Origin of the sequence: Streptomyces sp. NPDC058674 (assembly GCF_042716505.1) — a bacterium.
Classification (GTDB): Bacteria; Actinomycetota; Actinomycetes; order Streptomycetales; family Streptomycetaceae; genus Streptomyces.
The window spans coordinates 31333-57041 of record NZ_JBHXSC010000040.1; the positions used below are offsets into that span (position 1 = coordinate 31333).

Annotated in this window: 15 protein-coding genes; 3 read left to right on the forward strand and 12 right to left on the reverse strand. The window is 74.9% G+C overall.

The features are described from left to right. Positions 1 to 105 precede the first annotated feature (105 nt). Both ACFWU6_RS20960 and ACFWU6_RS20965 read left to right on the forward strand, forming a co-directional pair. Positions 106 to 1695, forward strand: coding sequence for an anthranilate synthase component I family protein (locus tag ACFWU6_RS20960; protein WP_383982389.1), 1590 nt, complete (start codon positions 106 to 108; stop codon positions 1693 to 1695). Continuing rightward, a complete protein-coding gene (locus ACFWU6_RS20965; RefSeq protein ID WP_383982391.1) occupies positions 1692 to 2279 on the forward strand; it encodes an anthranilate synthase component II in 588 nt (195 codons plus the stop codon). Before ACFWU6_RS20960 ends, ACFWU6_RS20965 begins: the two co-directional genes overlap by 4 nt. Here ACFWU6_RS20965 and ACFWU6_RS20970 read toward each other — a convergent pair. After that, positions 2266 to 3687, reverse strand: coding sequence for a PLP-dependent aminotransferase family protein (locus ACFWU6_RS20970; protein WP_383982393.1), 1422 nt, complete (start codon positions 3685 to 3687; stop codon positions 2266 to 2268). The genes ACFWU6_RS20965 and ACFWU6_RS20970 overlap by 14 nt on opposite strands. Positions 3688 to 3823: 136 nt before the next feature. Between ACFWU6_RS20970 and trpD the strand changes: the two genes are divergently transcribed. Then, positions 3824 to 4906 carry an anthranilate phosphoribosyltransferase gene (trpD, locus tag ACFWU6_RS20975; RefSeq protein WP_383803034.1) on the forward strand — a complete coding sequence of 361 codons (1083 nt, stop codon included), beginning with the start codon at positions 3824 to 3826 and terminating at the stop codon, positions 4904 to 4906. On the opposite strand, the gene trpC is transcribed toward trpD, so the two are convergent. From trpC to ACFWU6_RS21030, 11 genes are all read right to left on the reverse strand, one after another. After that, a complete protein-coding gene (trpC, locus tag ACFWU6_RS20980; protein WP_383982395.1) occupies positions 4836 to 5693 on the reverse strand; it encodes an indole-3-glycerol phosphate synthase TrpC in 858 nt (285 codons plus the stop codon). The genes trpD and trpC overlap by 71 nt on opposite strands. 188 nt (positions 5694 to 5881) lie before the next feature. After that, positions 5882 to 6808, reverse strand: coding sequence for a TauD/TfdA family dioxygenase (locus ACFWU6_RS20985; protein WP_383803030.1), 927 nt, complete (start codon positions 6806 to 6808; stop codon positions 5882 to 5884). 1 nt (position 6809) lies between these two features. Beyond that, positions 6810 to 8123, reverse strand: coding sequence for a cytochrome P450 (locus ACFWU6_RS20990; protein WP_383803028.1), 1314 nt, complete (start codon positions 8121 to 8123; stop codon positions 6810 to 6812). A 19-nt stretch (positions 8124 to 8142) separates the two neighbouring features. Next, entirely contained in the window at positions 8143 to 9027 is an 885-nt protein-coding gene (locus ACFWU6_RS20995) for an ABC transporter permease (protein WP_383803026.1), read from the reverse strand. Continuing rightward, positions 9024 to 20099, reverse strand: a complete 11076-nt coding sequence (locus ACFWU6_RS21000) for an amino acid adenylation domain-containing protein (RefSeq protein ID WP_383982397.1) — start codon at positions 20097 to 20099, stop codon at positions 9024 to 9026. Before ACFWU6_RS21000 ends, ACFWU6_RS20995 begins: the two co-directional genes overlap by 4 nt. A 165-nt stretch (positions 20100 to 20264) precedes the next feature. Further along, positions 20265 to 20969 carry a 2-hydroxychromene-2-carboxylate isomerase gene (locus tag ACFWU6_RS21005; protein ID WP_383982399.1) on the reverse strand — a complete coding sequence of 235 codons (705 nt, stop codon included), beginning with the start codon at positions 20967 to 20969 and terminating at the stop codon, positions 20265 to 20267. A gap of 77 nt (positions 20970 to 21046) precedes the next feature. Continuing rightward, positions 21047 to 21793, reverse strand: coding sequence for a 3-oxoacyl-[acyl-carrier-protein] reductase (gene fabG, locus ACFWU6_RS21010; protein WP_383803020.1), 747 nt, complete (start codon positions 21791 to 21793; stop codon positions 21047 to 21049). Positions 21794 to 21908: 115 nt separating this feature from the next. After that, positions 21909 to 23003 carry a beta-ketoacyl synthase N-terminal-like domain-containing protein gene (locus tag ACFWU6_RS21015; protein WP_383803018.1) on the reverse strand — a complete coding sequence of 365 codons (1095 nt, stop codon included), beginning with the start codon at positions 23001 to 23003 and terminating at the stop codon, positions 21909 to 21911. Beyond that, positions 23003 to 24235 carry a beta-ketoacyl-[acyl-carrier-protein] synthase family protein gene (locus ACFWU6_RS21020; protein ID WP_383803016.1) on the reverse strand — a complete coding sequence of 411 codons (1233 nt, stop codon included), beginning with the start codon at positions 24233 to 24235 and terminating at the stop codon, positions 23003 to 23005. Before ACFWU6_RS21020 ends, ACFWU6_RS21015 begins: the two co-directional genes overlap by 1 nt. 31 nt (positions 24236 to 24266) lie before the next feature. Then, positions 24267 to 24548, reverse strand: a complete 282-nt coding sequence (locus tag ACFWU6_RS21025; RefSeq protein ID WP_383803014.1) for an acyl carrier protein — start codon at positions 24546 to 24548, stop codon at positions 24267 to 24269. Between the two features lie 121 nt (positions 24549 to 24669). Beyond that, positions 24670 to 25680, reverse strand: coding sequence for a LysR family transcriptional regulator (locus tag ACFWU6_RS21030; RefSeq protein ID WP_383803012.1), 1011 nt, complete (start codon positions 25678 to 25680; stop codon positions 24670 to 24672). Between the last annotated feature and the right edge of the window lie 29 nt (positions 25681 to 25709).

The following is a 25709-nucleotide window of genomic DNA, read 5'->3' on the forward strand; positions in this document are numbered from 1 at the left end:
GACCGCATCGGGGCTCCGGAATTGGTCTGGCGGTGGTTCGGGAAAAGTTGCTTCACTTATTCCAGACGGAAAACCGAATGGGTGGGGGAGTTCACTTTGTTGGATATGGGAGTTTCATTCGACGGGGGCGCTGCGGCCGTCCCGGTGCGGGTCGTCGCGCAGGAGCTGGCGCCGCACGCCCCGCTGGACCTGTACGGGGCGCTGCGCGCCGTGCTCCCGGCCGAGGACGTGTTCCTCCTCGAGAGCCTGGAGGGGGCGCCGGCGGACCGCCGCTCCGCGGTCGTCGGCTTCGGCCGGCTCGCCGAGGTCCGGGTCCACGCGGACCGGGTCGAGGTGGACGGCGGCACGCCGGAGCTCAAGCGGGCGCTGGCCGGCGCGGTCGAGGCGGCCGGACTGGTCACGGACGGGCCGGCCGCCGGCTGCCCGGTGGCCCACCACCCGCTCCCCGACGGGCCGTACGTCCTGCGCTTCACCCGGTCCGAGCAGGTCTGGGACGCGCTCGCCCGGGCCCAGGGGCTCTTCTCGGTGACCACCGAACTGCCCGGGGACGGGTACGCCTTCGGGTTCCTGACCTCGCTGGCGTACGAGTCGTCCTGGCACATGGAGGAGCTGCCGGAGCGGGCCGGCGGGGACGGCGGGCGCCCGGACATCGCGCTCACCCTCTTCCGGGACACCGTCTGGTACGACGTCGCGGACGGCCGGGTGCGCCGGCTGCGCGCCGACAGCCCGGCCTTCGACGGTCTGCCCGGCCTGCCCGAACCGGACGGTCTGCCGGGCTTCCCGGGCGGACCCGGCGTCCCGGGCGGCCCGGGGCCGGCGGTGTCCGCGGCCGCCGCCGGCGTCCCGCGGGCGCCCGTCCCGCGCTCGGTGCGCGACAGCGTCGACCGGGAGACGTTCCTGGGCTGGGCGGAGCGCTGCCTGGAGCACATCGGCGTCGGCGACGCCTACCAGATCCAGATCGGCCACCGCGTCGACGTCGAGACCGACCTGACGCCGGTCGACGTCTACCGCCGGCTGCGCGCGCGCAACCCGTCGCCGTACATGTACCTGGTGCCGCAGGCGGGCCGGACCCTGATCGGGGCCAGCCCGGAGCTGTTCTTCCGCATCGAGGACGGCGGGATCGTGATGCGGCCGATCGCCGGGACGGCCCGCCGGGGCCCCGACGAGGAGGTGAACCAGCGCCGCGTCAAGGAGATGCGCGAGAGCGTGAAGGAGCAGGCCGAGCACATCATGCTGGTCGACCTGTGCCGCAACGACATCGGCCGGGTCTCGGTGCCCAGCACCCAGCCGGTGGAGCGGCTGATGGAGGTGGAGACGTACTCCCACGTGTTCCACCTGGTGTCGAGCGTCTCCGGGCGGCTGGCCCCGGGGGTCGGCGTCTGGGACGCGGTCCGGGCCACCTTCCCGGCCGGGACCATGGCGGGGGCGCCCAAGGTCCGCGCGATGGAGATCATCGACGGCCTGGAGCGGGAGCGCCGCGGCGCCTACGCCGGCGCGGTCGGCCTGGTCGACGTCCGCGGGTGGAGCGAACTGGCGCTGTGCATCCGCACGGTCGAGTACGACGGCCGCACGTACTCGACGCAGAGCTCGGCGGGCATGGTGGCCCAGTCCGAGCCGGAGTCCGAGTGGCAGGAGACGCTGGCGAAGATGGGGGCCGCCTACTGGGCGCTCACCGGTGAGGAGCTGCTGTCGTGAAGGTGCTGCTGATCGACGCGTACGACAGTTTCGTCCACATCATCGACCAGTACCTGCGGGTGCTGGGGGCCGACACCCAGGTCGTCCGGTCGCGGACCCGGTCCCCGGAGGAGCTGGCGGCGCTGCAGCCCGACGCGGTGGTGCTCGGGCCCGGGCCCGGACATCCGGCGCAGTCCGGGCACGTGGAGCTGGTGCACGCGTTCGCGGGCCGGGTCCCGCTGCTGGGGGTGTGCCTGGGCCACCAGGCCATCGGGCTGGCCTACGGCGGCCGGATCGAGGTCGCGGGACAGGTGATGCACGGGCGGACCAGCACCGTCCGGCACGACGGCGAGGGCCTCTTCGCGGGGCTGGGGAACAGCCTGGAGGCCACCCGCTACCACTCGCTGCTGGTGGCCGACCCGCTGCCGGAGCCGCTGGTGACCACGGCGGTGGCCGCCGACCACGGCTACGTGATGGGGCTGCGCCACCGCACCCTGCCGGTGGAGGGGGTGCAGTTCCACCCGGAGTCCATCATGACCACCGGGGGGCTGGCCATGATGGAGAACTTCCTGGCGATGCGGGCCGGGGCGCTCACGTCCCCCTGAGCACCGCGGCCAGCTCCCGCACGGCCTGCTGCGCACCGGACCTCGGCAGGTGGGCGTGGCCGACCACCAGGGCGGGCGCCCCCTCGCCGGGGCGCGCGTGGTGGGCGGCCGCCCCGCTGAGCAGCACGGAGCGGCGCAGCGCCCCGGCCACCAGCGCCGCCTCGTCGGTGTGCCGGGGCAGGGTCACGTACGCGTGCAGCCCCGCGGCCCGACCCGTCACGGCGGCCCCCGGCAGGTGCCGGTGCACGGCTTCCCGCAGCGCGTCGTGGCGGGCGCGGCACAGGGCGCCCAGCCGGCGCAGGTGCCGGTCGTAGGCGCCGCCGCGCAGGAACTCGGCGAACGCCAGCTGGGTCAGCACGTCGGTGCCGAGGTCCTGGCGGGCCCGGACCCGCTGGAGCCGGTCCAGCAGCGCGACGGGAGCCGCCAGCCAGCCCAGGCGCAGCCCGGGGGCCATCGACTTGCTGGCGGTGCCCGCGTAGACGACGTGGTCGGGGGCGAGCCGCTGGAGCGCCAGCGGCCGGCCGGTCCCCCGCTCGTACCACAGGCCGCGGTCGTAGTCGTCCTCGATGATCAGGCCGTCCGCCTCGTGGGCCCACCGCACCAGGGCCTCGCGGCGCCGTGCGGAGAGCGTGGCGCCGGTGGGGAACTGGTGCGCCGGGGTGACCAGGACGGCCCGGGCGCCGGAGGCGGCGAGCGCGCCCACGTCGAGGCCCTCCCCGTCCACCGGCAGCGGTACGGGCCGCAGGCCGCTCTCGTGGACGAAGCGGCGCTGGCCCGGGTGGCCGGGGTTCTCGATGGCGAGGGCGGTGATGCCCAGCTGCGGCAGCACGGCGGTCAGCAGGCCCAGGGCCTGGGCGAACCCCGCGGTCACCATCACCTGGCCGGGCGTGCTGCGCACCCCGCACATCCGCCCCAGGTAGCGGGCGAGTTCGAGGCGCAGCCGGGGGTCGCCCGCGAGCGGCGGGTAGTCGAGTGCGGACGGATCGGCGGTGTTCAGGGCCCGCTGGTAGGCGGCCAGCCATTCGCGGCGCGGGAAGGCGGGGACGTTGCCCCCGCCGGGGCGCAGGTCCCAGCGGACGGCGGGGTCCCGGCCGTCCCGGCCGCCGGCGTGCCCGTCGTCCAGCAGGGAGGCGACGGGGGGCGCCGCCGCGGGGTCGAGGTGGCGCACGACCTGGGTGCCGGCGCCCTGCACCGCTTCCAGGTAGCCCTCGGCGACCAGCTGTCCGTACGCCTCCACCACGACGCTGCGGGAGACGCCGAGGTCGTCGGCGAGCCGGCGGCTGGAGGGCAGCCGGGTGCCGGGGTGGAGTATTCCCTCGGTCACCTCCTTCTTGATGAATCGCTGGATCTGCGAGGTCAGCGGAATTTCGGATTCCCTGACGAGCGTGACCGCGGCGTGCAGAGCCACTGGCTTTCTCCTTCGGTGTCTTCCGAATTGGACTGTGCGCGGCTCGCGGCAGTGGTCTGGAAAGCGGTCCCGGTATTTCCCACACTGGGTGGCGGACTGATTCCCGTTGCTTTTCATCCTGCTCGAGGAGATTTTCGTGACTGCCTGGCCGGAATTGCTGGAAGCGTTGCTGGACCGCCGGGACCTCTCCGCGCGGGAGACCGAGTGGGCGATGGACCGGGTGATGTCCGGCGAGGCCGGACCGGTCCGGCTGGCCGGGCTGATGACGGCCCTCCGGGCCAAGGGGGAGACGGCGCAGGAGGTGGAGGGGCTGGTGCGCGGGATGCGCCGCCACGCGGTGCCGCTGTCGGTGCCCGGCCCCGCGCTCGACATCGTCGGTACGGGCGGCGACGGCTCGCACAGTGTGAACGTCTCCACCATGTCGGCGGTGGTCGCGGCGGGGGCCGGAGCCCTGGTCGTCAAGCACGGCAACCGCTCCGCCTCGTCCGCCTGCGGTTCGGCCGACGTGCTGGAGGAGCTCGGGGTGGCGCTGGACCTGCCGGCGGCCGAGGTCGCGGACGTCGCGGTCGAGACCGGCATCACCTTCGCCTTCGCCCAGCTGTTCCACCCGGCCATGCGGTACGCCGCCGGGCCCCGCCGCGAACTGGGCGTCCGCACCGTCTTCAACGCCCTGGGCCCGCTGACCAATCCGGCCGATCCGTCCGCGCAGGCGGTCGGGGTCGCCGACGCGCGGCTGGCGCCGCTGATCGCGGAGGTGCTGGACCGGCGCGGGGTGTCCGCGCTGGTCTTCCGCGGCGACGACGGGATGGACGAGCTGACGGTCACCACCACCTCCACGGTGTGGTCGACCACCGGGTCCGGCGTGCGCGCGGAGACCTTCGACCCGCGGGACATCGGAATCCCCTACGCGCCGGCCGGCGCGCTGCGCGGCGGCGACCGGGTGCACAACGCGCGGGTGGCCCGCGAGGTGCTGGCCGGGGCCCGCGGGCCGGTGCGCGACGCGGTCCTGCTGTCGGCGGCCGCCGGGCTCGCGGCCCTGTCCCCCGACGGGCGGCCGGTCGCGGCCCGGCTGGCCGACGGCGTGGCGCGGGCCGCGGAGGCCGTGGACTGCGGCGCGGCGGCCGCCGTGCTGGAGCGCTGGGCGGCCGTCACGGGAAGGCGCTGCCGGGAGAGCCGGGCAGCCGCGGGAACCGGACGTCTCGCGGCCGCGGCGCGTTGATCCTGCGGCCCGCCGCCACCAGTGCGGCCACCGCCTCCCGGTGGTGGCCGCTGGTGACGAGGGACTCGCCCACGAGGATCGCGTCGGCGCCGAGCTCCGCGTACTCGACCGCGCAGCGCGGGCCGCGGACCCCGGACGCGGCGATCCGCACGATGTTCTCCGGGATGTCCGGCGCGATCCGGGCGAAGGCCCCCTTGTCCATCTCCAGGGTCTTCAGGTTGCGCGCGTTGACCCCGATCACCCAGGCCCCGGCGTCCAGCGCGCGGCGGGCCTCGGCCGGGTCGTGCACCTCCACCAGCGGGGTCAGGCCGATCTCCGCGGCCTGCGCCACCAGGTCGGCCAGCAGGGGCTGTTCGAGTGCCGCGACGATCAGCAGCACCAGGCTCGCGCCGTGCACCCGTGCCTCCCACACCTGGTAGGGGTCGACGACGAAGTCCTTGCGCAGCAGGGGCACCGCCACCCGGGCCCGTACGGAGTCCAGGTCGGCGAGCGAACCGTCGAAGCGGAGCTCTTCCGTCAGCACGCTGACCGCCGCCGCGCCGCCGGCCTCGTAGGCGGCCGCCAGCGCTGCCGGATCCTCGATCTCCGAGAGCCGGCCGCGGGCCGGGCTGGCCCGCTTGACCTCCGCGATCACCTTCAGGCCGTCCGTGCCGCGCAGCAGCTCGGCGCAGTCCGGCACCGGTGTGACCTCCGACGCGAGGTCGCGCAGCTCGCACTCCGGGAGCCGGCGCCGCCGCTCGGCCAGGCCGCCCCGCACGCCGTCGATGATGTCCTCGAGCGCGTTCATGCTTTCCGTCCATTTCCCGCCCGGGCACCGCCGGGCACGGCGGGGCACCACGTGCGCCATCGGATCAGACCCTAGGGAGGGGGCCGGTGGACGGCCACGTCCTTAAGGGTGCGGTGAATGTCGCCGGGGGACGCGAAGGGGCCCGGCGCACCGCGTGCCGAGCCCCTTCCCGCCGAACCGGCCCGGCGTCACGTCATGGAGACGACGATCTTCCGGTCCCCGGTGTACGCCTCGCGCCCGTGCAGCACGGACATGTTGTCCACGATCATGATGTCGCCGACCTGCCACGGCTCCACGAGCCTGTTCTCGCGCTGCGCCTTGCGCACGTGGGCCAGGTCGTCGTCGGACAGCGGGGTGCCGTCGCCGTAGGTGATCCAGTGGGGCAGCTCGTCCACGTCGTCGATGAGGGACAGCAGGGTCTCGGCCTCGTCGTCCGGCAGGTTGGACGGGTGCCACTGGTCGGCCTGGTTGAACCAGGTGTCGGCGCCCGTGCGCGGGTTGTGCCGCACGCCCGGGCGGTGCTGGGCCACCCGCAGGCCGCCGTCGGCGGTCCAGGCGTAATCGGCCCCCGAGTCCTCCAGGAACCGCTCGACCACCGCCTTGTCGTCCGTCTCGAAGGTGGCCTGCCAGGACTTGCCGAGCCCGAAGCCCCCGTGCAGGTGCTGCCGGTAGACGACCCCGGAGGCGAACCGGTCCCGGACGTCGTCCGGCAGCGACGCCAGCAGCGCGCCGCCGTCGCAGACCGGGGTGGCGCCGCCGGTCTCGGGCGCGGTCAGGCAGCCGAAGAACAGCCGGGCGGGCCAGGACCGGGCGTACGACATCTCGTTGTGGAGGGAGATGTCGAACCGGGCGGGGTACTCGGTCGAGGTGAACACCCCGTCGGATACGGCCGCCCTCGGGGTGTTGCCGCCGCGGTAGCTGTCGATGAGCGAGTCGCCGAAGCGGGTCACGGCGGTGTGGAAGGCGTCCGCGTCGGTGAGTCCGAGGCCCCGTACGAGGACGGCGCCGTGCTCCGCCAGGAGCTCCTCGGCCCGCGCGCGGACCTCTTCGGAGGGGGTGTCGGCGTACAGGACGGCCAGGGTGGTGCCGCCGGCCGTGCGTGTCTCGTGTCGCATGTCAGGGGGTCTCCTTGCCGGTCGGGCGCGGTGTCGGGGGCTCCGGCGCCGGCTGCGCCGCCGCCCGCGCGGTGAACGCCACGGGCAGCGAGCTGTACGCGCGGACGAAGTTGGAGTAGAGGCGCTGGGGCGGGCCGAGCAGGGTGATGTCGTCGACCATGTCGCGCACCGCTTCGACCATGGCCTTCACGTGCACCCGGCCCAGGAACGCGCCGAGGCAGAAGTGCGGGCCGTGCCCGAAGACGACGTGCTTGTTGGGGGTGCGGCCGGCGTCGAAGAGCTGCGGGTCGGCGAAGGCCCGCTCGTCGAAGTTGGCCGAGGTGTTCCAGAGGGTGACGACGTCTCCCGCCCTGATGACCTTGTCGCGCAGCGGTACGTCGACCAGGGCGCGGCGCCCGAAGTGCATCGCGGGCGTCGTCCAGCGCAGGATCTCCTCGGTCGCCGTGTCCGCGGAGACCTCGCCGGACGTGAGGCGGCGCCACTGCGCGGGGTTCTCGGCGAGGGCGATCAGCCCGCCGATGAGCGAGGTCCGGGTGGACTCGTCGCCGCCGAGGATCAGGCTGTAGGCGTTGAGGACGATCTCGTCCTCGGTGAGCGGCTTGCCGTCGACGGTCGCCGCGGCGAGGGTGCTCAGGACGTCCTCGCCCGGGTTGCGGCGCCGTTCGGCGGCCAGCTCGCCCATGTACATGATGATCTCGTTGCGGGCCATGAGGGACTCGAACTCGTCGTCCCCGGAGCCGTGCCGGGCCAGGGTCTGCGTGTTCCACTCCACCAGCCGCGGGCGGTCGGCGTGCGGGATGTCGAGCAGGTCGCCCATGGTCTGGATCGGGATGTGGTCGACGACGTCGGCGACGAAGTCCACCCGGCCCGCGGCGATCGCCCGGCCGAGCAGCTCCCGGGTGTGGGTGTGGACCCCGGCGACGACCGGCTCCAGGACGCGCGGCGCGAAGGACTTGAGCATCACGTTGCGGATCTCGCGGTGCCGTACGCCGTCGGTGACGGCGAGCATCTTGCGGGAGGCGGAGTCCTCGCCCTGGAGCAGGGTCGCCAGGACGTTGCCCTTCTCGGAGGTGAAGCGCTTGTTGTCCCGGTAGACGGCCACCGCGTCGGCGTACGTGGACACCACCCAGAAGCCGGGGGTGCGGGGCCCGGCGGGGTGCCAGTGCACCGGGCTCTCGGCGCGGAACCGGCGCCACATGGCGTGCGGGTCGACGTCGAGGAAGGTCTGCGGGTCGGTGAGGTCGAGGTCGGTGAGGTCGAGGCCGGCGAGGCCGGGGGCGGTGGCCGGGGCGGCCACCTCCTGGGTCACGGTCATGGTGTGGGTCCTCGGGTCTTCAGCTGGACGTCGTACGGAAGCGGCGCAGGCTCACGACGGTGCAGGTCACGAAGGTCACCGTCAGGGTGACCGTGACGACCAGGAGCGGATGGGTGCCCGCGAAGCCGGTGCTGGGGGTGTCCGGGTTGCCCCACAGGTCGCGGCAGGACGCGATGACGGCGGTGACCGGATTCCACTCGGCGAGCGGCCGCAGGGCGGCGGGCATGGTCTGCGGGGAGAGGAACGCGCTGGACAGGAAGGGCAGGACGACCACGATGAACGGCGCCACCACGCTGATCGTCTCGACGCTGCGCAGGGTCAGCGCCAGCAGCACGCCGAGCCACAGCATCGCGTAGATGAAGACCGCGATCAGGGCGAAGCCCGCGAGGGTGGGCACGATCCCGGTGTGCGAGCGCCAGCCCAGCGCGAGTCCGATCACGACGGTGGTGCCGAGCCCGCCCATCCCCACGAGCCAGTCCGCGGCGGTGTGCCCGAGCGGTATCGAGGCCCGGCTGATGGGCAGGGAGCGGAACCGGTCGACCAGCCCGCCCTGGAGGTCCAGGGCGAGCGAGACGGCGGTGGGTCCGACGCAGGCCAGTCCGACCTGGACGGCTCCGCCGGCGAAGACGTACTCGACGTAGTCCCCGCCCTGGGGCAGGTGGATCGAGTCGCGGAACAGGTAGCCGAGCATGATCAGCGAGAGCATCGGGTTGAGGACGATGCCGATCGAGCGGCCGGGGGCGCGCCGCATCCGGCGCAGTCGGCGGCCGATGATGGCACCGGTCTCGGTGAGCAGGGTCCGCAGGCCCGCCGGCCGGGACGCCGCGTGCTGCGACGTCCCGGCCGCGGCGGTCACGGCGGGCTTGTCCGGGTCGGCCGCGGGGCGCGGCAGGGTCGTCGTCATGACCGGCTACCGGCCTTCCAGGTGTCGAGGGCGGTCCGCAGGGCCGGGCCGATGGCGGTCAGCGGCTGCGGGTCGAGCATGTCGTCGTGCGCGCAGTCGATGCGGTGGACCCGCACGGAGCCGGTCATGAACTCCTTCCACAGGACGTCCTTGTCGGTCACCTCGCCCCAGGGCGACCGCTCGGCCAGGAAGAGTTCGACCGCTCCGCCGTACTCCCCCGGTTCGTAGCGGGTGTTGAGGGTCTGGTGGCGGCCCATCAGGTCCACCACGCGGGCCAGGCGCTCCCGGCCCATCCGGGCCAGCGGGCTGCCGTCCCGGCGCAGGGTCTCGTACAGGTCGTCCGGTACGAGGCGGCGGCCGGCGAACTCGTCGGGGTGGTGGCCGATGCCCTCCAGCAGCCAGCCGAGGCGGACCTGGTCGTCCCGCTCGTCGACCGCGTCGGTGCGGGGGAAGGAGTCCATGACGGTCAGGACGCCGACCTCGTCGCCGGCGGCCCGGAGCTGGACGGCCATCTCGTAGGCGAGCAGTCCGCCGAACGACCAGCCCAGCAGGTGGTACGGGCCCTGCGGCCGGACCTCCTTGATCAGGCGGACGTACGTCGCGGCGTTCTCCTCCATGCTCTCCGGGAGCGGGGCGCCGTCCACCACGGTGGGCGACTGGAGGGCGTAGACGGGCTGGTCGGGGTGGAGGTACGGCACCAGGGTCAGGTAGGACAGGGACAGTCCCACGCCGCTGTGCACGCAGAACAGCGGGGGGCGGTCCCCGTCGGGCTGGATGGTCAGCAGGGGGGTGAAGTGGTCGACGTGGTCGATCCCGTCGGCCTCCGCGATGGCCTCGGCCATGCCGCGGGCGCTGCTGCGCATCGACTCGGGCGCCGGTGCGCCGGCGGCGGGCTCCGGGGCCGGCGAGGGCTCCGGTTCCGGTTCCGGGCGCAGGCTCGCGGCCAGCGCGGCGACGCTCTGGTGGACGAAGACGTCCGCGATGCTCAGACCCAGCCCGGCCTTGCGGGCGAGGCTGACCAGCCGCAGGGACTTCATGCTGTCCATCCCGGCGTCGAAGAAGTTCTCCGCGGCGGTGACCGCGCCACTGCCGAGCACGTCGTGGACGATCCCCAGGAGCCGGTCCGTGACGGGGTCGGCGGCGCGGCCGTCCGCCGCGGGCTCCGGGGCCGCCGGTACGGGCCCCCGGGCCGCCGCCGGGGTCGGCGACGGGGTCGGTGACGGGTCCGGGGCGGACCAGTCGCGGCCCGGCCGGTCCGGGGCCTGCGCGCCGCTGCCGGAGAGCAGGGCGGGCCACAGCCCGGCCGCCCCCGGACGGTCGGCCAGGGCGGCCGCTTCGGCGTGGCTGACGGGGGTGGCGGCGGCCGCTGCGTCGGCCGCGCGCACCAGGTACGCGGTCCGGTCCGGGTCCGGCAGGAGCGCCGGTGCGGGGTTCGCCGGGACGGCCCGTACCTCGGGCGAGTCCAGGACCACCACCGGCACCCCGGTGCTGCGCAGCCGCCCGGCCAGGCCCTCGGTGGTCAGGACGGCCACCGCGTCGGTCGCCTCCACCAGCTCCCGGACCCGCTCGCTGGGCTCCTCGGCCCCGGCGGGGACGTACGCCGCTCCGGTGCCGAGCACCGCGAGCGCGGCGACCGCCTGGTCGGCGGCGCGCGGCACCGCGAGGACGACGACCCGGCCGGGGCCCGCGCCCTGCCGTGCGAGGTGGTGTGCCAGCTGTCCGGCGCGCTCGTCGAGCGCCCCGTACGTCAGGGCGCGGGCGCCGGCGCCGACCGCGATGTCCTGCGGGGCGGCCGCGATCCGCTCGGCGATCCGTGCGGCCAGCGTGGCGGCCGGTACCGCCGGTACCGCCGGAGCGGCCTGCGGGGAGGCGACCGGTCCGCGGTTCGCGTCGAGGTCGCTCACGCGCACCCCGGGGTCGGCGGCGGCGGCCCGCAGCACCTGCTGGAACTGCGCGACGAGCCGCTCCGCGGTGTCCCGGGTGAACAGCGCGGTGCTGAAGGTCAGCAGGCCGCGCATGCCGTCCCGGCCGGGCCAGTTGAACAGCTCCAGCACCAGGTCGAGCTTGGCCTGGTCGGACCCGACGTACTCGGGCTCCGCGGTCAGCCCCACCAGGTCCGGTACCCGAACCCCGTCGTGCTGCACGGTGAGCGAGACCTGGAACAGCGGGTGCCGGCCGAGGGCGCGGGCGGGCCGGATCGCCTCCACGACCTGGTCGAACGGCACGTCCTGGTGGGAGTAGGCGGCGAGGTCGGTCTCCCGCAGCCGCTCCAGCAGCTCGCGGAAGGTGGGGTCGCCGCTGGTGTCGCCGCGCAGCACCAGGGTGTTGAGGAACATCCCGACGATGCCGGCGAGGGCGTCGTCGGTGCGTCCGGCGACGGACACCCCGAGCGGGATGTCGGTCCCGGCGCCCCACCGGGTCAGCAGGGCCGAGAGCGCCGCCTGGAAGACGATGAACTCGGTCGTGCCGGTGGTCCGGGCGATCTCCGCGAGCGCGCCGTGCAGCTCCGCGTCCAGCTCGAACATCACCGTGTCACCGGCGGTCCCGCCGCCCTCGGGGCGGGGGAAGTCGGTCGCCAGCGGGAGTTCCTCCGGCAGCCCGGCCAGCGCGTCGCGCCAGAAGTCCAGCTGCCGTGCGCCCAGGCCGTCCGGGTCGGCCGGATCGCCGAGCAGCTCGCGCTGCCAGACGGCGAAGTCGGAGTACTGCACGGGCAGCGGCTCCCAGTCGGGGGCCCGCCCGGCGGTCCGGGCCCGGTAGGCCGCGGCGAGGTCGTCGAGCAGCGGTTCCATCGACCAGCCGTCGAAGGCGATGTGGTGCACCACGATCAGCAGGACGAACGCGTCCCCGCCGGCCGGGAAGAGCCGGACCCGCAGCGGGGGTTCGCCGGTGAGGTCGAAGCCCCGGTCGGCCTCGGCGGCCAGCGCGGTGTCGAGCTGGTCGGTGAAGACGGACACGGTCCCGAGGACGGGCGTCCCCGCCTCCGGGTCGAGGACGTGCAGCGAGGGCACCCCCTCCTGCTCGGGTATCACGGTCCGCAGCACCTCGTGCCGGGCCGCCAGGTCGCCCAGGGCCGCCTGGAGGGCGTCCGCGTCGAGCTTCCCGGTGAAGCGGAAGGCCATGGCGCTGTTGTACGAGCCGTCCGCGCGGCCCTGGCGCCGGTTGAGGAACCACTGGCGCTGCTGGCTGAAGGAGAGCGGGCGCTGCGCGCCCGGCGCGGCCGGTGCCAGGGCGGGCCGGGCCTGGGCGGCGTGGGCGACCTGTCCGGCCAGGGCCACCACGGACCGCGCCTCGAACAGGGCGCGGATGGGGAGTTCGACGCCGAGGGTGCTGCGGACCCGGCTGACCAGGCGCGTGGCGAGCAGCGAGTGCCCGCCGATCTCGAAGAAGTCGTCGTCGATGGAGACCTGCTCCAGGCCGAGGACGTCCGCGAACAGCCCGCACAGGATGCCCTCGACGGGCGTGCGGGGGGCGCGGCCCCGGGAGGCGGCGCCCAGGTCCGGGTCGGGCAGGGCCTTGCGGTCCAGCTTGCCGTGGGTGGTGAGCGGCAGCTCCTCCAGGGTGACCACGGCCGAGGGGACCATGTAGTCGGGGAGTTCGGCGGCGAGCCTCTCGCGCAGCACGGCGCCGTCGCCCGGGGCCGCCGCGGAGCCGGCGACGACGTACGCGACCAGGCGCCGCTCGCCCGCCTCGTCCTCGCGCATGACCACGACGGCCTGTTCGACGCCGGGCAGTGCCAGCAGGGCGGAGGAGATCTCGCCGAGCTCGATGCGGATGCCGCGGAGCTGGACCTGGTCGTCGACGCGGTCCAGGTAGTCGAGGTCGCCGTCGGGCAGCCAGGCCACGAGGTCGCCGGTGCGGTACATCCGGGAGCCGGCCGGGCCGAACGGGTCGGCCACGAACCGGGACGCGGTCAGTCCCGGCCGGTCCAGGTAGCCGCGGGCCAGGCCCCCGGCGACGTACAGCTCGCCGGTGACGCCCGGTGCCACGGGCCGCAGGTTCCGGTCGAGCACGTACACCCGGTGGGCGTTGGTGGGCTTGCCGATCGGGGGGCGCCCGCCGCGCGGGGGCAGCGGGCCGGCGACGGTGCAGCCGACGACCGCCTCGGTGGGGCCGTAGCCGTTGAACAGCCGCACCGAGCCGCCCCAGCGCTCGACGACGCCGGCCGGGACGGCTTCGCCGGTGACCACCAGCCGCAGGTCCGCGGGGAGGACGGCGTCGGCGGGCAGCCCGCCGACCACGACGGGCGGCAGGGCGACCAGGTTGATGCGGGCCTCGTTGATCAGGTCGACGAGCGGCCGGCCCGGGGTGCGGGCCTCCTCGTCGGCGATGACCAGGGTGCCGCCGTTCAGGAGCGCCAGCATGATGCCGAAGACGGAGGCGTCGAAGCTGAACGAGGCGAACTGGAGGACCCGTACGTCGTGGTCGAGCCAGAACCGGTCGGAGAGGCTGGCGACCATCGACATCAGCCCGGTGTGGGCCACGGTGACGCCCTTGGGGCGGCCGGTGGAGCCGGACGTGTAGATGATGTAGGCCGTGTTCTCCGGGTGCAGCGGGGCCGTCCGGTCGGCGTCGGTGAGGTCGTGCCCGTCGAGCGAGGCGAGGTGTGCGGCCGTCTCCGGTGCGTCCAGCAGGACCGCGGTGGTCCCCAGGGCGTCCAGGTCGGGCAGGCCCGCCGGGCGCGCCGCGGTCGCGGTGTCGGTCAGCAGGACCGGCGGCCGGGCGTCCTGGAACATGTAGCCGATCCGGTCGGCCGGGTAGTCGGCGTCCACGGGGAGGAACACCGCGCCGGCCTTGAGGGCGGCGAGCGCGGCGACGACCAGACCGGGCGAGCGGGGCAGCATCACGGCGACCGGCTGCTCGGGGCCGACGCCGCGCTCGGCCAGCAGCCTGGCCAGCCGGTTGGCGCGGGCGTTGAGCTCGGCGTAGTCGAGCGCGTCGGCACCGAGCGAGACGGCGGGCTTGGCGGGCGAGACCCGGGCCCACCGCTCGAACGTCGCGGTGGCGAGCGCGGCGGCGGCCGGGCGGGCCGCGGCGGCGCCTGACCAGGTGTCGAGCACCTGCTCCCGTTCGCGGCCGGTGAGCGTGCCGATCCGGCCGAGCGGGGTGTCCGGGGCGTCGGCGAGCTGCTCCAGGACGCGGGCGAAGCGGTCGACGAAGACCTCGGCGCGGGCGCGGTCGAAGACGTCGGGCCGGTACTGGGCCTCCACGCGGAGCCCCTGGCCGCCGGTGGGGAACACGCCGACCGCGAGCGGGTACTCGGCGATGACGCGGGCCTTCCAGTCGAGCATCGTCAGGCCGGGCACGTAGGAGCCGATCGCGTCCAGGGCGCCCGCCGGGTAGTTGTGGAAGCTGACCACGGTGTCGAAGAGCTCGCCGATGCCGACGCCCTGCTGCACCTCGGCGAGGCCCAGGTGCTGGTGCTCCTCCAGGCCGAGCTGGCGGTCCTGGAGGGCGGCCAGCATCTCCTCGAAGGGCTCGGCCGGGTCCAGGGCGGCCCGTACGGGCAGGGTGTGCAGGAACGCGCCGACCATCTGCTCGACGCCGGGGAGGTCCGCGGGCCGTCCGGAGACGACCGCGCCGAAGGTGACGTCGCCGCGGCCGGTGAGGCTGCCGAGGACGACGGCCCAGGCGCCCTGGACGACGGTGTTCATCGTCAGGCCGCGCCGGTGGGCCCAGGGGGTGAGCGCGGCGGTGAGCCGCTCGGGCAGCTCCACCGTGCAGGTCTCGGGCAGGACGGAGACCCGCGGCCGGTCGGCGGGACCGAGCCGGGTGGCCTCGTCGATGCCGTCGAGCTCCCGCTGCCAGGCCGCGCGGGCGGCCGGCTTGTCCTGGGCGGCGGACCACTCCAGGTAGGCGCGGCCGGGGGCCACCGGGCGCAGGGCGCCGAGGTCGGCGCCGTTGCCCCACAGGGTGACGAGCTCCTCGGCGAGCACGGCGGACAGCGACCAGCCGTCCACCAGCATGTGGTGGGTGGTCCACACGACGCGGTGGTGTGCGGCGCCCAGCCGGTAGACGGTGAAGCGGGTCAGCGGGCCGCGGGTCACGTCGAAGCGGTCCAGCCACTCCTCCTCGGTGCGGCGGCCGGCCTCGGCGCCGGGGTCGGCGGAGCCGGTCAGGTCGTGCTCCACCCACGGCAGTGCGACGGACGCGGGGATCAGCTGCACCGGGTCGCCGTGGTCCCGGTCCCGGAACCGGGCGCGCAGCGCCGGGTTGCGGTCCAGCAGTGCGGTGGCCGCGGCGCGCAGGGCGGCCGCGTCCAGGGGGCCGCCGATGTCCATGACGACCTGGAGGGTGTAGGCGTCCATGCCCTGGCGGTCGAACTCGGCCTGGAAGAACAGGCCGCGCTGCAGCGGCGAGAGCGGCAGCACGTCGGTGAGCCCGTCCAGCTCGCGCTCCCAGGCGTCGACCTCCCGCTGCTCGACCTCGACCAGCGGGAACTCGGCGGCGATCCGGCCGCCGGAGCCGGGCCGTCCGGCGTGGGCCGCGAGGGAGCCCAGCGCGGCGAACCACTCCTCGGCGATCTCCCGTACGGCGCTCTCGTCGAGGGCGCCGGACGGCCAGGTCCACTCGGCGACCAGGACCGGTCCCTCGGGGCGGTCCTCGGTCAGCGCGACCAGGTCCAGGGGCTGGCGCAGCGGGGTCGCGGGGGAGGCGGTGAGGCCGGCGCCGCCGGCCTCGACGGCCCAGGCTCCGTCGCCCGCGGCGAAGCGGCCCAGGTAGTTGAAGCCGATCTGGGGCACGGCGGCCCGGGCGAGCACGGGCGTGGTCTGCGGGTTGACGTGGCGCAGCAGGCCGTAGCCGATGCCGTGGTCCGGCAGGGCGCGCAGGGCCGCCTTGACCCGCTTGAGGGCGGTGCCGGCGGCCGGGCCGCCGGCCCGGACCTCGGCCCGGTCCAGTGCGCCGACGTCCAGACCGACGGGGAAGGCGCTGGTGAACCAGCCGACCGTACGGGAGACGTCGAGGCCGTCGCCGACCTGCTCCCGGCCGTGGCCCTCCAGCTCGACGACGGTACGGGTGCCCGTGGCTCCGGTGCGGCCGGTGACGGCGAGCGCGAGGCCGGTGAGCAGCACCTCGTTGATCTCGGCGTGCAGGGCGGCGGGCACCCGGGTGAGGATGTCGGCGGTGAGCGCCGCGGGCAGCTCCAGGCGCAGCCGTCCCGCGGCGGCCCAGGTGTCGGCGGCCGGGTCCAGCGGACGGTCGGCGAGGACCTCCGCCGCGCCGGTGGACTGGGCGCTCCACAGGGGGAGTTCGGAGATCCGGCGGGAGGTGCGGGCCTCCGCGGACAGGGCCTTGGCCCAGGTCCGGAAGGAGGTCGGGACGGGGTCGAGGCGGGGGGCGCGGCACGCGGTGACGGCCTGCCAGGCGGCCTCCAGGTCGGGCAGCAGGATGCGCCAGGACACCCCGTCCACCGCGAGGTGGTGGACGACCAGCAGCAGGCGGCCGCCCGCGCCGGGGGCCTCCTCCAGCAGGACGGCCTGGACGACGAGGCCGGCCTCGGGGCGCAGCCGGGCCCGGGCGGCGGCGGTCTGCTCGGCGAGCACGGCGGCGCGGTCGGCTCCGGCGGGCACGGTGACCCGGGTGACGACGTCGGCGGCGCGGACCGAGCCGGCCGGCAGGACCTCCTGCGCCCAGAGGCCGGGTACCGGGGAGGTGAGCTTCAGGCGCAGTACGTCGTGCCGGTCCAAGACGGCCTGGAGGGCGGGTTCCAGGACGGCGTCGGTCAGTCCGGCGGGGGCGTTGACGGCCACGTACTGGGCGAACTCGCGGGTGGCGTCGGGGAGGTCGGACAGCTGCTCGCGCAGCCGGTCGGAGATGGGCGTCGGTTCGATCTCGCCGGTGCCGTCGTCCGCGACGGGCGCCGCGGCGGTCTCGACGGGCCGGGAGGCGGCGGCGATGGCGGCGGGGGTGCGGTGCTTGAAGACGTCGCGCGCGGTGACCACCAGTCCGGCCCGGCGGGCCCGGCTGACGACCTGGATGGAGCTGATGCTGTCGCCGCCGAGGGCGAAGAAGCTGTCGTCGAGGCCGACTTCGGGCAGGCCCAGCACCTCGGCCAGGACCGCGCAGACGATGCCCTCCGCGGGGGTCCGGGGAGCCCGGACCGCGGTGGCGGCGCGGGCCGGGTCGGGGACGGGCAGCGCCTTGCGGTCGACCTTGCCGTGGGCGGTCAGCGGCAGCGCGTCCAGGGTGAGGAGCGCGGTGGGGACGAGGGCCTCGGGCAGCCGGCCGGCGAGCAGGGTGCGCAGCGCGGGGGTGTCGAGGCGGGCGCCGGCCTCCGGTTCCAGGTAGCCGACCAGCCGCTTGTGCCCGGCCGGGTCGGCGACGGCGGCGGCGACGGCGTCGGCGACGCCGGGGAGCGCGCGCAGCGCCGACTCGACCTCGCCGAGCTCGATGCGCTGGCCGCGGATCTTGACCTGGTGGTCGCGGCGTCCGACGAAGGCGAGTTGGCCGTCGGGACGCAGCTCGACGAGGTCGCCGGTGCGGTACATCCGGGAGCCGTCGCCGGCGAAGGGGTCGGGCAGGAAGGTGACGGCCGTGCGGCGGGTGTCGCCGAGGTAGCCGCGCCCCACGCCCGCGCCGGCGATGTACAGCTCGCCGCGCACGCCGCGCGGGACGGGCAGCAGGTCGTCGCCGAGGACGTGCAGGCGGGTGTTGCGCAGCGGCCGGCCGATGGGGACGATCGGCGCGGCCGTCGCGTCGAGGTCGTCCCGGGTCAGGGCATAGGCGTGGGTGACGTCGTCCGAGCACTCGGTCGGGCCGTAGAGGTTGGCCAGGGCTATGCCCGGGTAGCGGGCGAACCAGCGGGTGCAGAGCTCGGTCGGGAGCGCCTCGCCGTTGGAGATCATCCAGCGCAGGGCGGGGAGTTCGGGGGCGGAGCCGGCCGCGTCCCACACGTCGAGGGTGGCGCGCAGCAGGGAGGGGACGACCTCCAGCACGGTCAGTCCCTCGGCGCCGATCGTGGTGAACAGCGCGTCGGGGTCGGAGGCCTCGGCGCGGCCGAAGGCGCGGACCCGGCCGCCGACGAGCAGGGTGGTCAGGGTCTGCCAGACGGTGACGTCGAAGGTCACCGGGGCGTTGTGGACGAGCGCGTCGGAGCTGTCCAGGGACAGCTCCTCGATCTTGGCGAGCAGGTGGTTGACCATGCCGCCGCGCTGCACCATGGCGCCCTTGGGCTTGCCGGTGGACCCGGAGGTGTAGATGACGTACGCGAGGTCCTGCGGCCCGCCCAGCACGGGGGGCAGCGCGTCGGGCGCGTCCTGTTCGGTGCCGATCTCGCGCACGGGCAGCGGGGCGCCGTCGCCGGCGGCCGCGGCGGCCTGCTCGGCGAGGTCCCGGTGCGCGGCGTCGGTGAGCACGAAGCCGGCCCCGCTGTCGCGCAGCAGCGCGGTCAGGCGGGGGAGCGGGGCGCCCGGGTCGAGCGGGACGAAGGCGCGTCCGGCGCCGAGGACGGCCACCTCGGCGGTGACGAAGTCGCGGCCGGGTTCGGTGAGGAGGGCGACCGGGCCGGTGCCGGACAGGTGGCGGGAGAGCGCACCCGCGCGGCCGGCGAGCCGGGCGTAGGTGAGGGTGCCGGTGTCGTCGGTGACGGCCGGTGCGTCGGGCGTCCGCGCGGCGTGCTCGCGGATCCGCTCGACGACGCCCAGGTACGGGGTGGGGCGGACGGGGCCGGTGAGCGCGGCCACCAGCTCGCCGGCCTCCCCGGGGGAGAGCAGCTCCAGTGCGGCCAGCGGCTCGTCGGGGCCGGCGCCGAGGAACCGGTCGAGGTAGCAGGTGAAGCGTTCCAGGTGGGCGCGCACCTCGGACCGCGTGTAGCGGGCCTCGTTGCCGCTGAGGTCGATGCCGATGCCGGCGTCGCCCTTGTCGGCGACGGTGAACTCCAGGTCGTCGACCAGCCCGGTGGACGGGCTGTGGATGGTGGCGGCGCACGGGCCGATGGCCAGCTTCTCCACCTGCGGCATCATGTTGAGGAACGGGCCGAAGGGGCGGCGGTCGTCGCTGGACAGGCCCATCGCGCGGCGGATCCGGCTGACGCGGTGGCGCTGGTGGCGCAGGGCCTGCGAGAAGGACCGGTAGGCGCCGGCGAGCAGGTCGGTGCGGGTGGTGGCGCGGTCCACGGCGAGCCGCAGCGGCAGGTAGTTGACCACCATGCCGGGCACCTTCTGGGTGTCGCCGCCGACCCGGGCGGTGACGGGGAGGGACAGCAGGACGTCCCCGGTGCCGGCCATCCGGCCGGTGTACGCGCCGAGCGCGGCGACCAGCACGGTCTGCCAGGTGACGCGGGACTCCCAGGCCACGGCGCGCAGCCGCTCGGCGACGGCGTCGGGCAGGACGCCCTGCTCCTGGAGGAAGGTCTGCGCGGGCTCGGCGTCGCCGGTGGAGAGGCTGATCAGCTCGGGCCGGTCGGTGAAACGTTCCTCCCAGTAGGCCCGGTCCCGCTCGGCGCGGGCCGAGCCGGTGTAGGCGTCCTCGGCGTCGAGCAGCGTCGTCAGGGCCGGGAAGCGGCCCTCGTCGAGGTCGGCGCCGGCGGCCAGCGCCTCGTAGATCGCCCCGAGCCGCTCCCAGTAGATGACGTAGCTGAAGCCGTCGGAGACCAGGTGGTGGTTGAGCAGGCAGAAGAAGGTGCGGTCGGGGCCGAGCGTGAACACGCTGAGGCGGAACAGCGGCTCGTACGCCCCGCCGTCCGCGGCGTCCACGGCCCCGCCCGCCCCCTCCCGGCGGTCCTCCGCGGTCAGGGCGAACGGCACCCGCAGGTCGGCGCGGATCGCCTCGTGCGCGGCCGCGGCCGGATCGGCGGCGCCGGCGACATCGGTGACGGTCAGCGGCAGGGCCGGCGCCGGCTCGACGAACTGGCGCGGCTCGCCGTCCACTTCGGTGAATCTGGTGCGCAGGCACTCGGCTTCCTCGACCAGCCGCTCCAGCGCGGCGCGGAAGAGGCCGTGGTCCAGCGGGCCCCTGATGTCCCAGTAGATGGCGGTGTTGTAGGTGGCTCCCCCGCCAGAGAGTTTCGCGTCGAACCAGATGTCCTTCTGGCCGGCGGTGAGCGGAAGGCCGCCGACCGTCTGAACATGCGTCATGGCTATCCCCTAGCGAAGGTGTGCGATGTCGGCCCTGTCACGGGCACGATCCTGGCCGCGGGCGCTGACGGCGGCCTGAGCGCGAACTGATGCCGCCCTGACGGGCGGCGGGGGCCGGGTCCGGCCCTGCGGACACGACCCGGACGGGGCGGTCCGGTCACAGCACTAGCCGCAGCCGCCCGCGTGGGCGTCGTCGGTGGCCCTGCCCATCCCCACCGCCGCCAGCGGCTCCGGCACGAACCCGGCCGGGACCTCCTGGTCGCGCAGGTGGGCGACGAACGCGTCGAGCCGGTCGATGCCCCAGAAGCGGCTGAAGCCGTGGACGAAGAAGGGCACCCCGAACACCCCGTCCCGGCAGACGTCGAGCAGAATCCTGATGCCCTCGGCGCGGACCTCCGGCACGTCGCTGGCGCGGGCCAGCGCGCGCGGGTCGAGCCCGATCTCGAAGGCGATGTCCTCGATGGTGGCCGGGTCGCAGATGTCCCGGCCGCGGCCGAACCGCGCGCGGTACACGGCGTCGATGAAGGCGTGGCCGCGGCCGTGCCGCTCCGCGACCAGGTACGCCAGGTGCGGGACCTCCCACACCGGGTCGCGGTCCACGGGCCAGGTCACGGTGAGGCCCCGGGCCTTGGTGAGCCGGCCCACGTCCTGGAGCACGTACCGGTTCTTCTCGCGGGACATCTCCGAGTACGGGAAGCGGCCGCCCTGTTCGGCCAGCAGCCGGGCGCTCAGCGCGTCCGGCTCGAAGAAGGGCACCCACTCCAGGCGCTCGGCGAGGTCGGGGTGGAAGGCCATGATCTCGCGGTAGGCCAGCCAGGAGTACGGGCTGCGCAGCGAGAAGTAGAAGCGTGGCGTCTTGTTCTTGGGCACGGTGAACCCTTCGGTCGGCCTGGCTGCGTGGGGTGGGGGCGGGCGGGCGGGCCGGTCGCGCGGCGGCCCGGGGCGCGTCAGACGACGAGGCCGCCGTCGATCCCGAAGACCTGCCCGGTGATGTAGGAGGCGCGGTCGGAGGCGAGGAAGGAGACCAGGTCGGCGACCTCCTCGGGGCGGCCGAACCGGCCGAGCGGGACCCGCTCGGTCATCTTCTTCACGTGGTCCGCGGACAGCCCGGCGAGCATGTCGGTCTCGATGAAGCCGGGGGCCACGGCGTTGGCGCGGATGCCGTACCGGCCGCTCTCCTTGGCCAGGGCCTTGGTGAAGCCGATGATCCCCGCCTTGGTCGCGGAGTAGTTGGTCTGGGTGGCGTTGCCGTAGACGCCCGCCACCGAGGACAGGGTGATCACGGAGCCGGCGCGGCGCTTCATCATGGCGAAGACGGCGGCCTTGCAGAGGTTGTAGGTGCCGTCCAGGTTGACGCGCAGCACCGCGTCCCAGTCGTCGGGGGAGAGCATCACGAGCGGGTTGTCGCGGACGATGCCCGCGCAGGAGACGACCGTGTGCAGCGGCCCGAGCTCCTTCTCGGCGCCGCGGACGAAGTCCCGTACGGCGTCGTGGTCGCGGACGTCGGTGCGCGCGGTGTGGACGCGCGCGCCGGCCGCCGCGGCTTCGGCGGCCACCGCGTCGGCGGCCTCCTTGTCGGACTGGTAGCAGAAGGCGACGTCGTGGCCGTCCCGCGCGAGGCGGGTCACGACGTGCCGGCCGATGCCCCGGGAGCCCCCGGTCACCAGCGCGACGCGGCGTTCAGTTGCGGACATGTGCTTGCTTCTCCTCGGTGGTGGCGTGGCCCGGTGCCGGGGCGGGTGCGGGCGGAACCGGCGGCCGGCCGGGTCGGGGGTCGGTTCTCCCGGCCGGCCGCCGGAGTGCGGGGGGTCAGCCGCCGGTGAGGACCGCGCAGCCGACCAGGCCGTCCCGTTCGACGCCGGTGACCAGCGCGGCCTCGCCGGGCGCCAGGCCCTGCTCGCCGGCCGCGGCGAGCACCGCGGCCAGCTGGAGCGCGGCGGACGCCGCGGAGGTGTCGCCGACGAGCGGCCGTATCCGCACCCAGTGCGGGTCGGCGTCCGCGCCGAGCACGTCGGCGACGGCGGCCTCCTCCTGTGCGACGAGCGGGCCGCCGGCGCCCAGCGGCGCCACCAGCCGTACGTCGGACGCGGCGACCCCGGCCTTCTCCAGGGCGCCGCGCACGCAGGTGGCGAGTGCCTCGCGGGCCCCGTCCGGCTCGTGGAAGGCGCGGAAGCCGGTGGCGCCGACCCGGGCGAGCGCACCGCGCCCGGCGGCCGCGGCGTCGTCGGCGGTCTCCAGGAGGAAGACGGCGCTGCCCTCGCCGAGCGGGGTGTCCCGCTCGGTGTCGACGCGCCCGTGCCACTCCAGCCAGGACCGCTGCGTGGAGTACTCCTCGGCGGCTCCCACCAGGACGCGGGAGCAGTGGCCGCCGCGGTGCAGCCGCAGGGCGTACCCGAGGGCGAGCAGGCCGGTCAGGGAGCCGCCCGCGACGGTGGTGTTGGGGCCCTTGATGCCGTGCCAGATGGCGCTCTGACCGGCGGCGCGGTTCATGACGGTGTTCGGGAAGCGGGCCGGGTCCACGTGGTAGGGCCGCTCGCCGGCCAGCGCGTCGCGGGTGAAGTCCATGATGCTCTGCACGCTGCCGGAGCCGGTGCCGAGGACCAGGGCCGTCTGCTCGGGGCGGGCGGCCAGGTCCTCCTTGAAGCCCTCGATGAGGCCGCCGACCGCGGTGACCGCGATGGCGGTGACCCGGTCCATGGTCCGGGTCCCCTTCTTCCCTACGTACTTGGCGGCGGTGAAGTCGGGGACGACCGCGCCCTCGGAGAACGGGCCGGGGAAGGCCTCGGGGTCGACGGTCCGGACCGAGGTGCGGCCGGCGGACATCCCGCTGCGGAAGGCGTCGCTGCCGACTCCGAACGGTGAGACCGCCGACCAGCCGGAGATGACCAGGGGGGTCGGGGACATCAGACGGCCTCCTCGTACCGGCCGAGGATCAGCACGGCGTTGTTGCCCGCGAAGGCCAGGGCGTTGTTCTGCACGACGTTCAGCCGGGCGGGCCGGGCCTCGTTGGGCACGCAGTCCAGCCCGCACTCCGGGTCGGTCTCGCGGTGGTTGATGGTGGGCGGGATGAAGTCCTCGGTGATGGCCAGCGCACAGGCCGCCGAGGCGAGGGCGCTCGCCGCGCCCATCGAGTGGCCGATCATGGACTTGATGGAGATGGTGGGCGGCGGGGCGGCGAAGACCTGGCGGATCGCGCCGGCCTCCGTCACGTCGTTGGCGTGGGTCCCGGTGCCGTGCGCGGAGATGAAGTCGATGTCCTCGGCCTTCACCCCGGCGTTGCGGTGGGCGACCTCGATGCACCGGGCCAGGCCGTCCTGGTCGGGTGCGACGGGGTGGTGGGCGTCGCAGCTGAGTCCGTAGCCGAGCACCTCGGCGTAGATCCGGGCGCCGCGCGCCAGGGCGGAGTCCAGGCTCTCCATCATGAGGATCCCGGCGCCCTCGCCGGTGAGGATGCCCTTGCGGTCCTTGTCGAACGGCTGGCAGACCTCCGGGGCGATGGTGCCGAGCCGGTAGAAGCCGGTGAAGGTCTTGCGGCAGACGGCGTCGGCGCCGCCGCACAGCGCGGCTTCGACGTCGCCGTCGCGGATGGCGTCGAAGCCGCTGCCGATGGCGTAGTTGCCGGCCGCGCAGGCCGTCGGGATGGTGAGCGCCTCCACGTCGACGAGGCCCAGCTCGCGGACGATGCCGCTGGAGAGCCGGCCGGCCTGGGCCCGGCGCACCACACGGTGGTCCAGCCCCCGCGGCCCGTGCTCCAGCTGCTGTCCGACGAGCAGGTCGAGGTCGCGCGACTCGGCGTCGGTGGTGCCGACCGACACCAGGACCTTGCGCTCCCGGAGGTCCTCCGGGGTCAGGCCGGCGTCCTCGACGGCCATCCGTGCGGCGGCGATCGAGAACTGGGTGGCCCGGCCCAGTTCCGCCGGTTCGGTCCGGTGGATCCAATCGGCGGGGTCGAAGTCGTCCACTTCGCACCCGTTGGCGTGGGCGAAGCCCGTCGTGTCGAAGGCCGTGATCGGCTTGACCCCGCTGCGGCCGGACCGGAGTCCGTCCAGGAAGGCCGTGACCCCGAGGCCGATGCTGGTGACCGTGCCGAGGCCGGTGATCACCACCCGGCGCGGCGCCCGCTCGTCGTCGTACACCCTGCGCTCCCGTCGTCGTCTGCGCGGTGGCCTAGTTGGCCGGGTCGGACTGGGCGGCCATGGATTCCTCGACGACCGTCACGACGGCGCTGAGGTTGACCATCCGGGAGAGCTCGGCCTGGTCGATGTCGGTTCCGAAGACCCGCTCCAGCTGGGAGAGGATCTCGATGGCGCCCATGGAGTCCGCCTCGTGGTCCTCCTTGAAGCGGCTGGTGTCGGTCATCTCCTCGGGCTCGATCTCCAGGATGTCGCAGATGATCTCCTTGATCCGGTCGCGGGCTTCGAGGTCGAGGTGGTTCGCTGCGGTTGTCATGCCGCCGATGCTGGCGGACCGTCCTGACGCCGCCCTGACGGCGTTCTGACCCGCCGCTGAGACCCGGCTGAGACCCCGCTGAGCCGTCGCTGACTCCCTGCTGAAGCCGCCCCGGGGCCCGTCAGGCGCCGACCGGCTGCGGCAGGTGCCGGCGGAGCTCGCGGAAGTCGCCCGGGTGGCGCTGCATCCAGGCCCAGTAGCCCGGCCGGGAGCGGGCGTAGTCGCAGTAGTACGCGCGCAGGGTGTCGACGAGGGTCCGCACGGTGTCGCGGGAGACCGCGCTGCTGCGCCACCGGAGCACCAGCTCGACCCGCTCGCCCCCGGTGACCGGCACCAGGGCCACGCCCGGCAGGGCGCCGGAGGGGACGGTCAGCGCCGCCACCCCCATGTCGCGCACCCAGTGCATGGCCTCCTGGTGGCTGTTGACGTGGTGCAGGACGCGGCCCGGGGCGGAGCCGCCGAGGACCCGCCGCTCGACGGCGTGGAACCAGTGGTCGGGGGAGGAGCGCACCCAGGCCAGGCCGGCGCGGTCGGCGAGCTCCGCGAGCCCGTCCGCGGCGGCCGGCCCGTGTGCGGTGAGCGGATGGCCGTGCGGGACGGCGAGCCACACCGGCTCCCGCACGATCAGCACCCGGCCCAGCGCGGGGTCGCCCTCCGCGTCGTCGCCCCCGTCGCCGTCCGCGGCGCCGTCCGGCCCCGGGAGCCGGGGCACCAGGGCCGCGGCCAGCGCACCGCGCCGTACGGCCTCCAGCGCGGCGGCGGGCGTCAGCGTCCGGGTCTGCACGGTGGTGTCCGCCAGCGCGGCCTGGAGGGCGGCGCGCAGCGTCGGCGGCGTCCACTCGCTGCTCCCCAGGCGCAGCGGGCCGCCGGAGGCCGCCTGGGCCACGGCCATCACCTCGTCCGCGCGCCGGACCAGGTCGGCCAGGCGCGGTACGAGGCGGGCGCCCAGCTCGGTCGGGGTCACCCCGGACCGGGAGCGGACGAAGAGGTTGCCGCCGACCGCCCGCTCGATACGGCGCAGTTGGGCGGTGAGGCTCGGCTGCGGAAGGCCCAGTTCCTGGGCTCCGGCGGAAATGCTGCCGGTGGTGCTGATCGTGACGACAATGCGGGCGTGCCGCAATTCGAGTTCCATGTCCTGCCCCCGTCGGCGGTTCCCGGAAA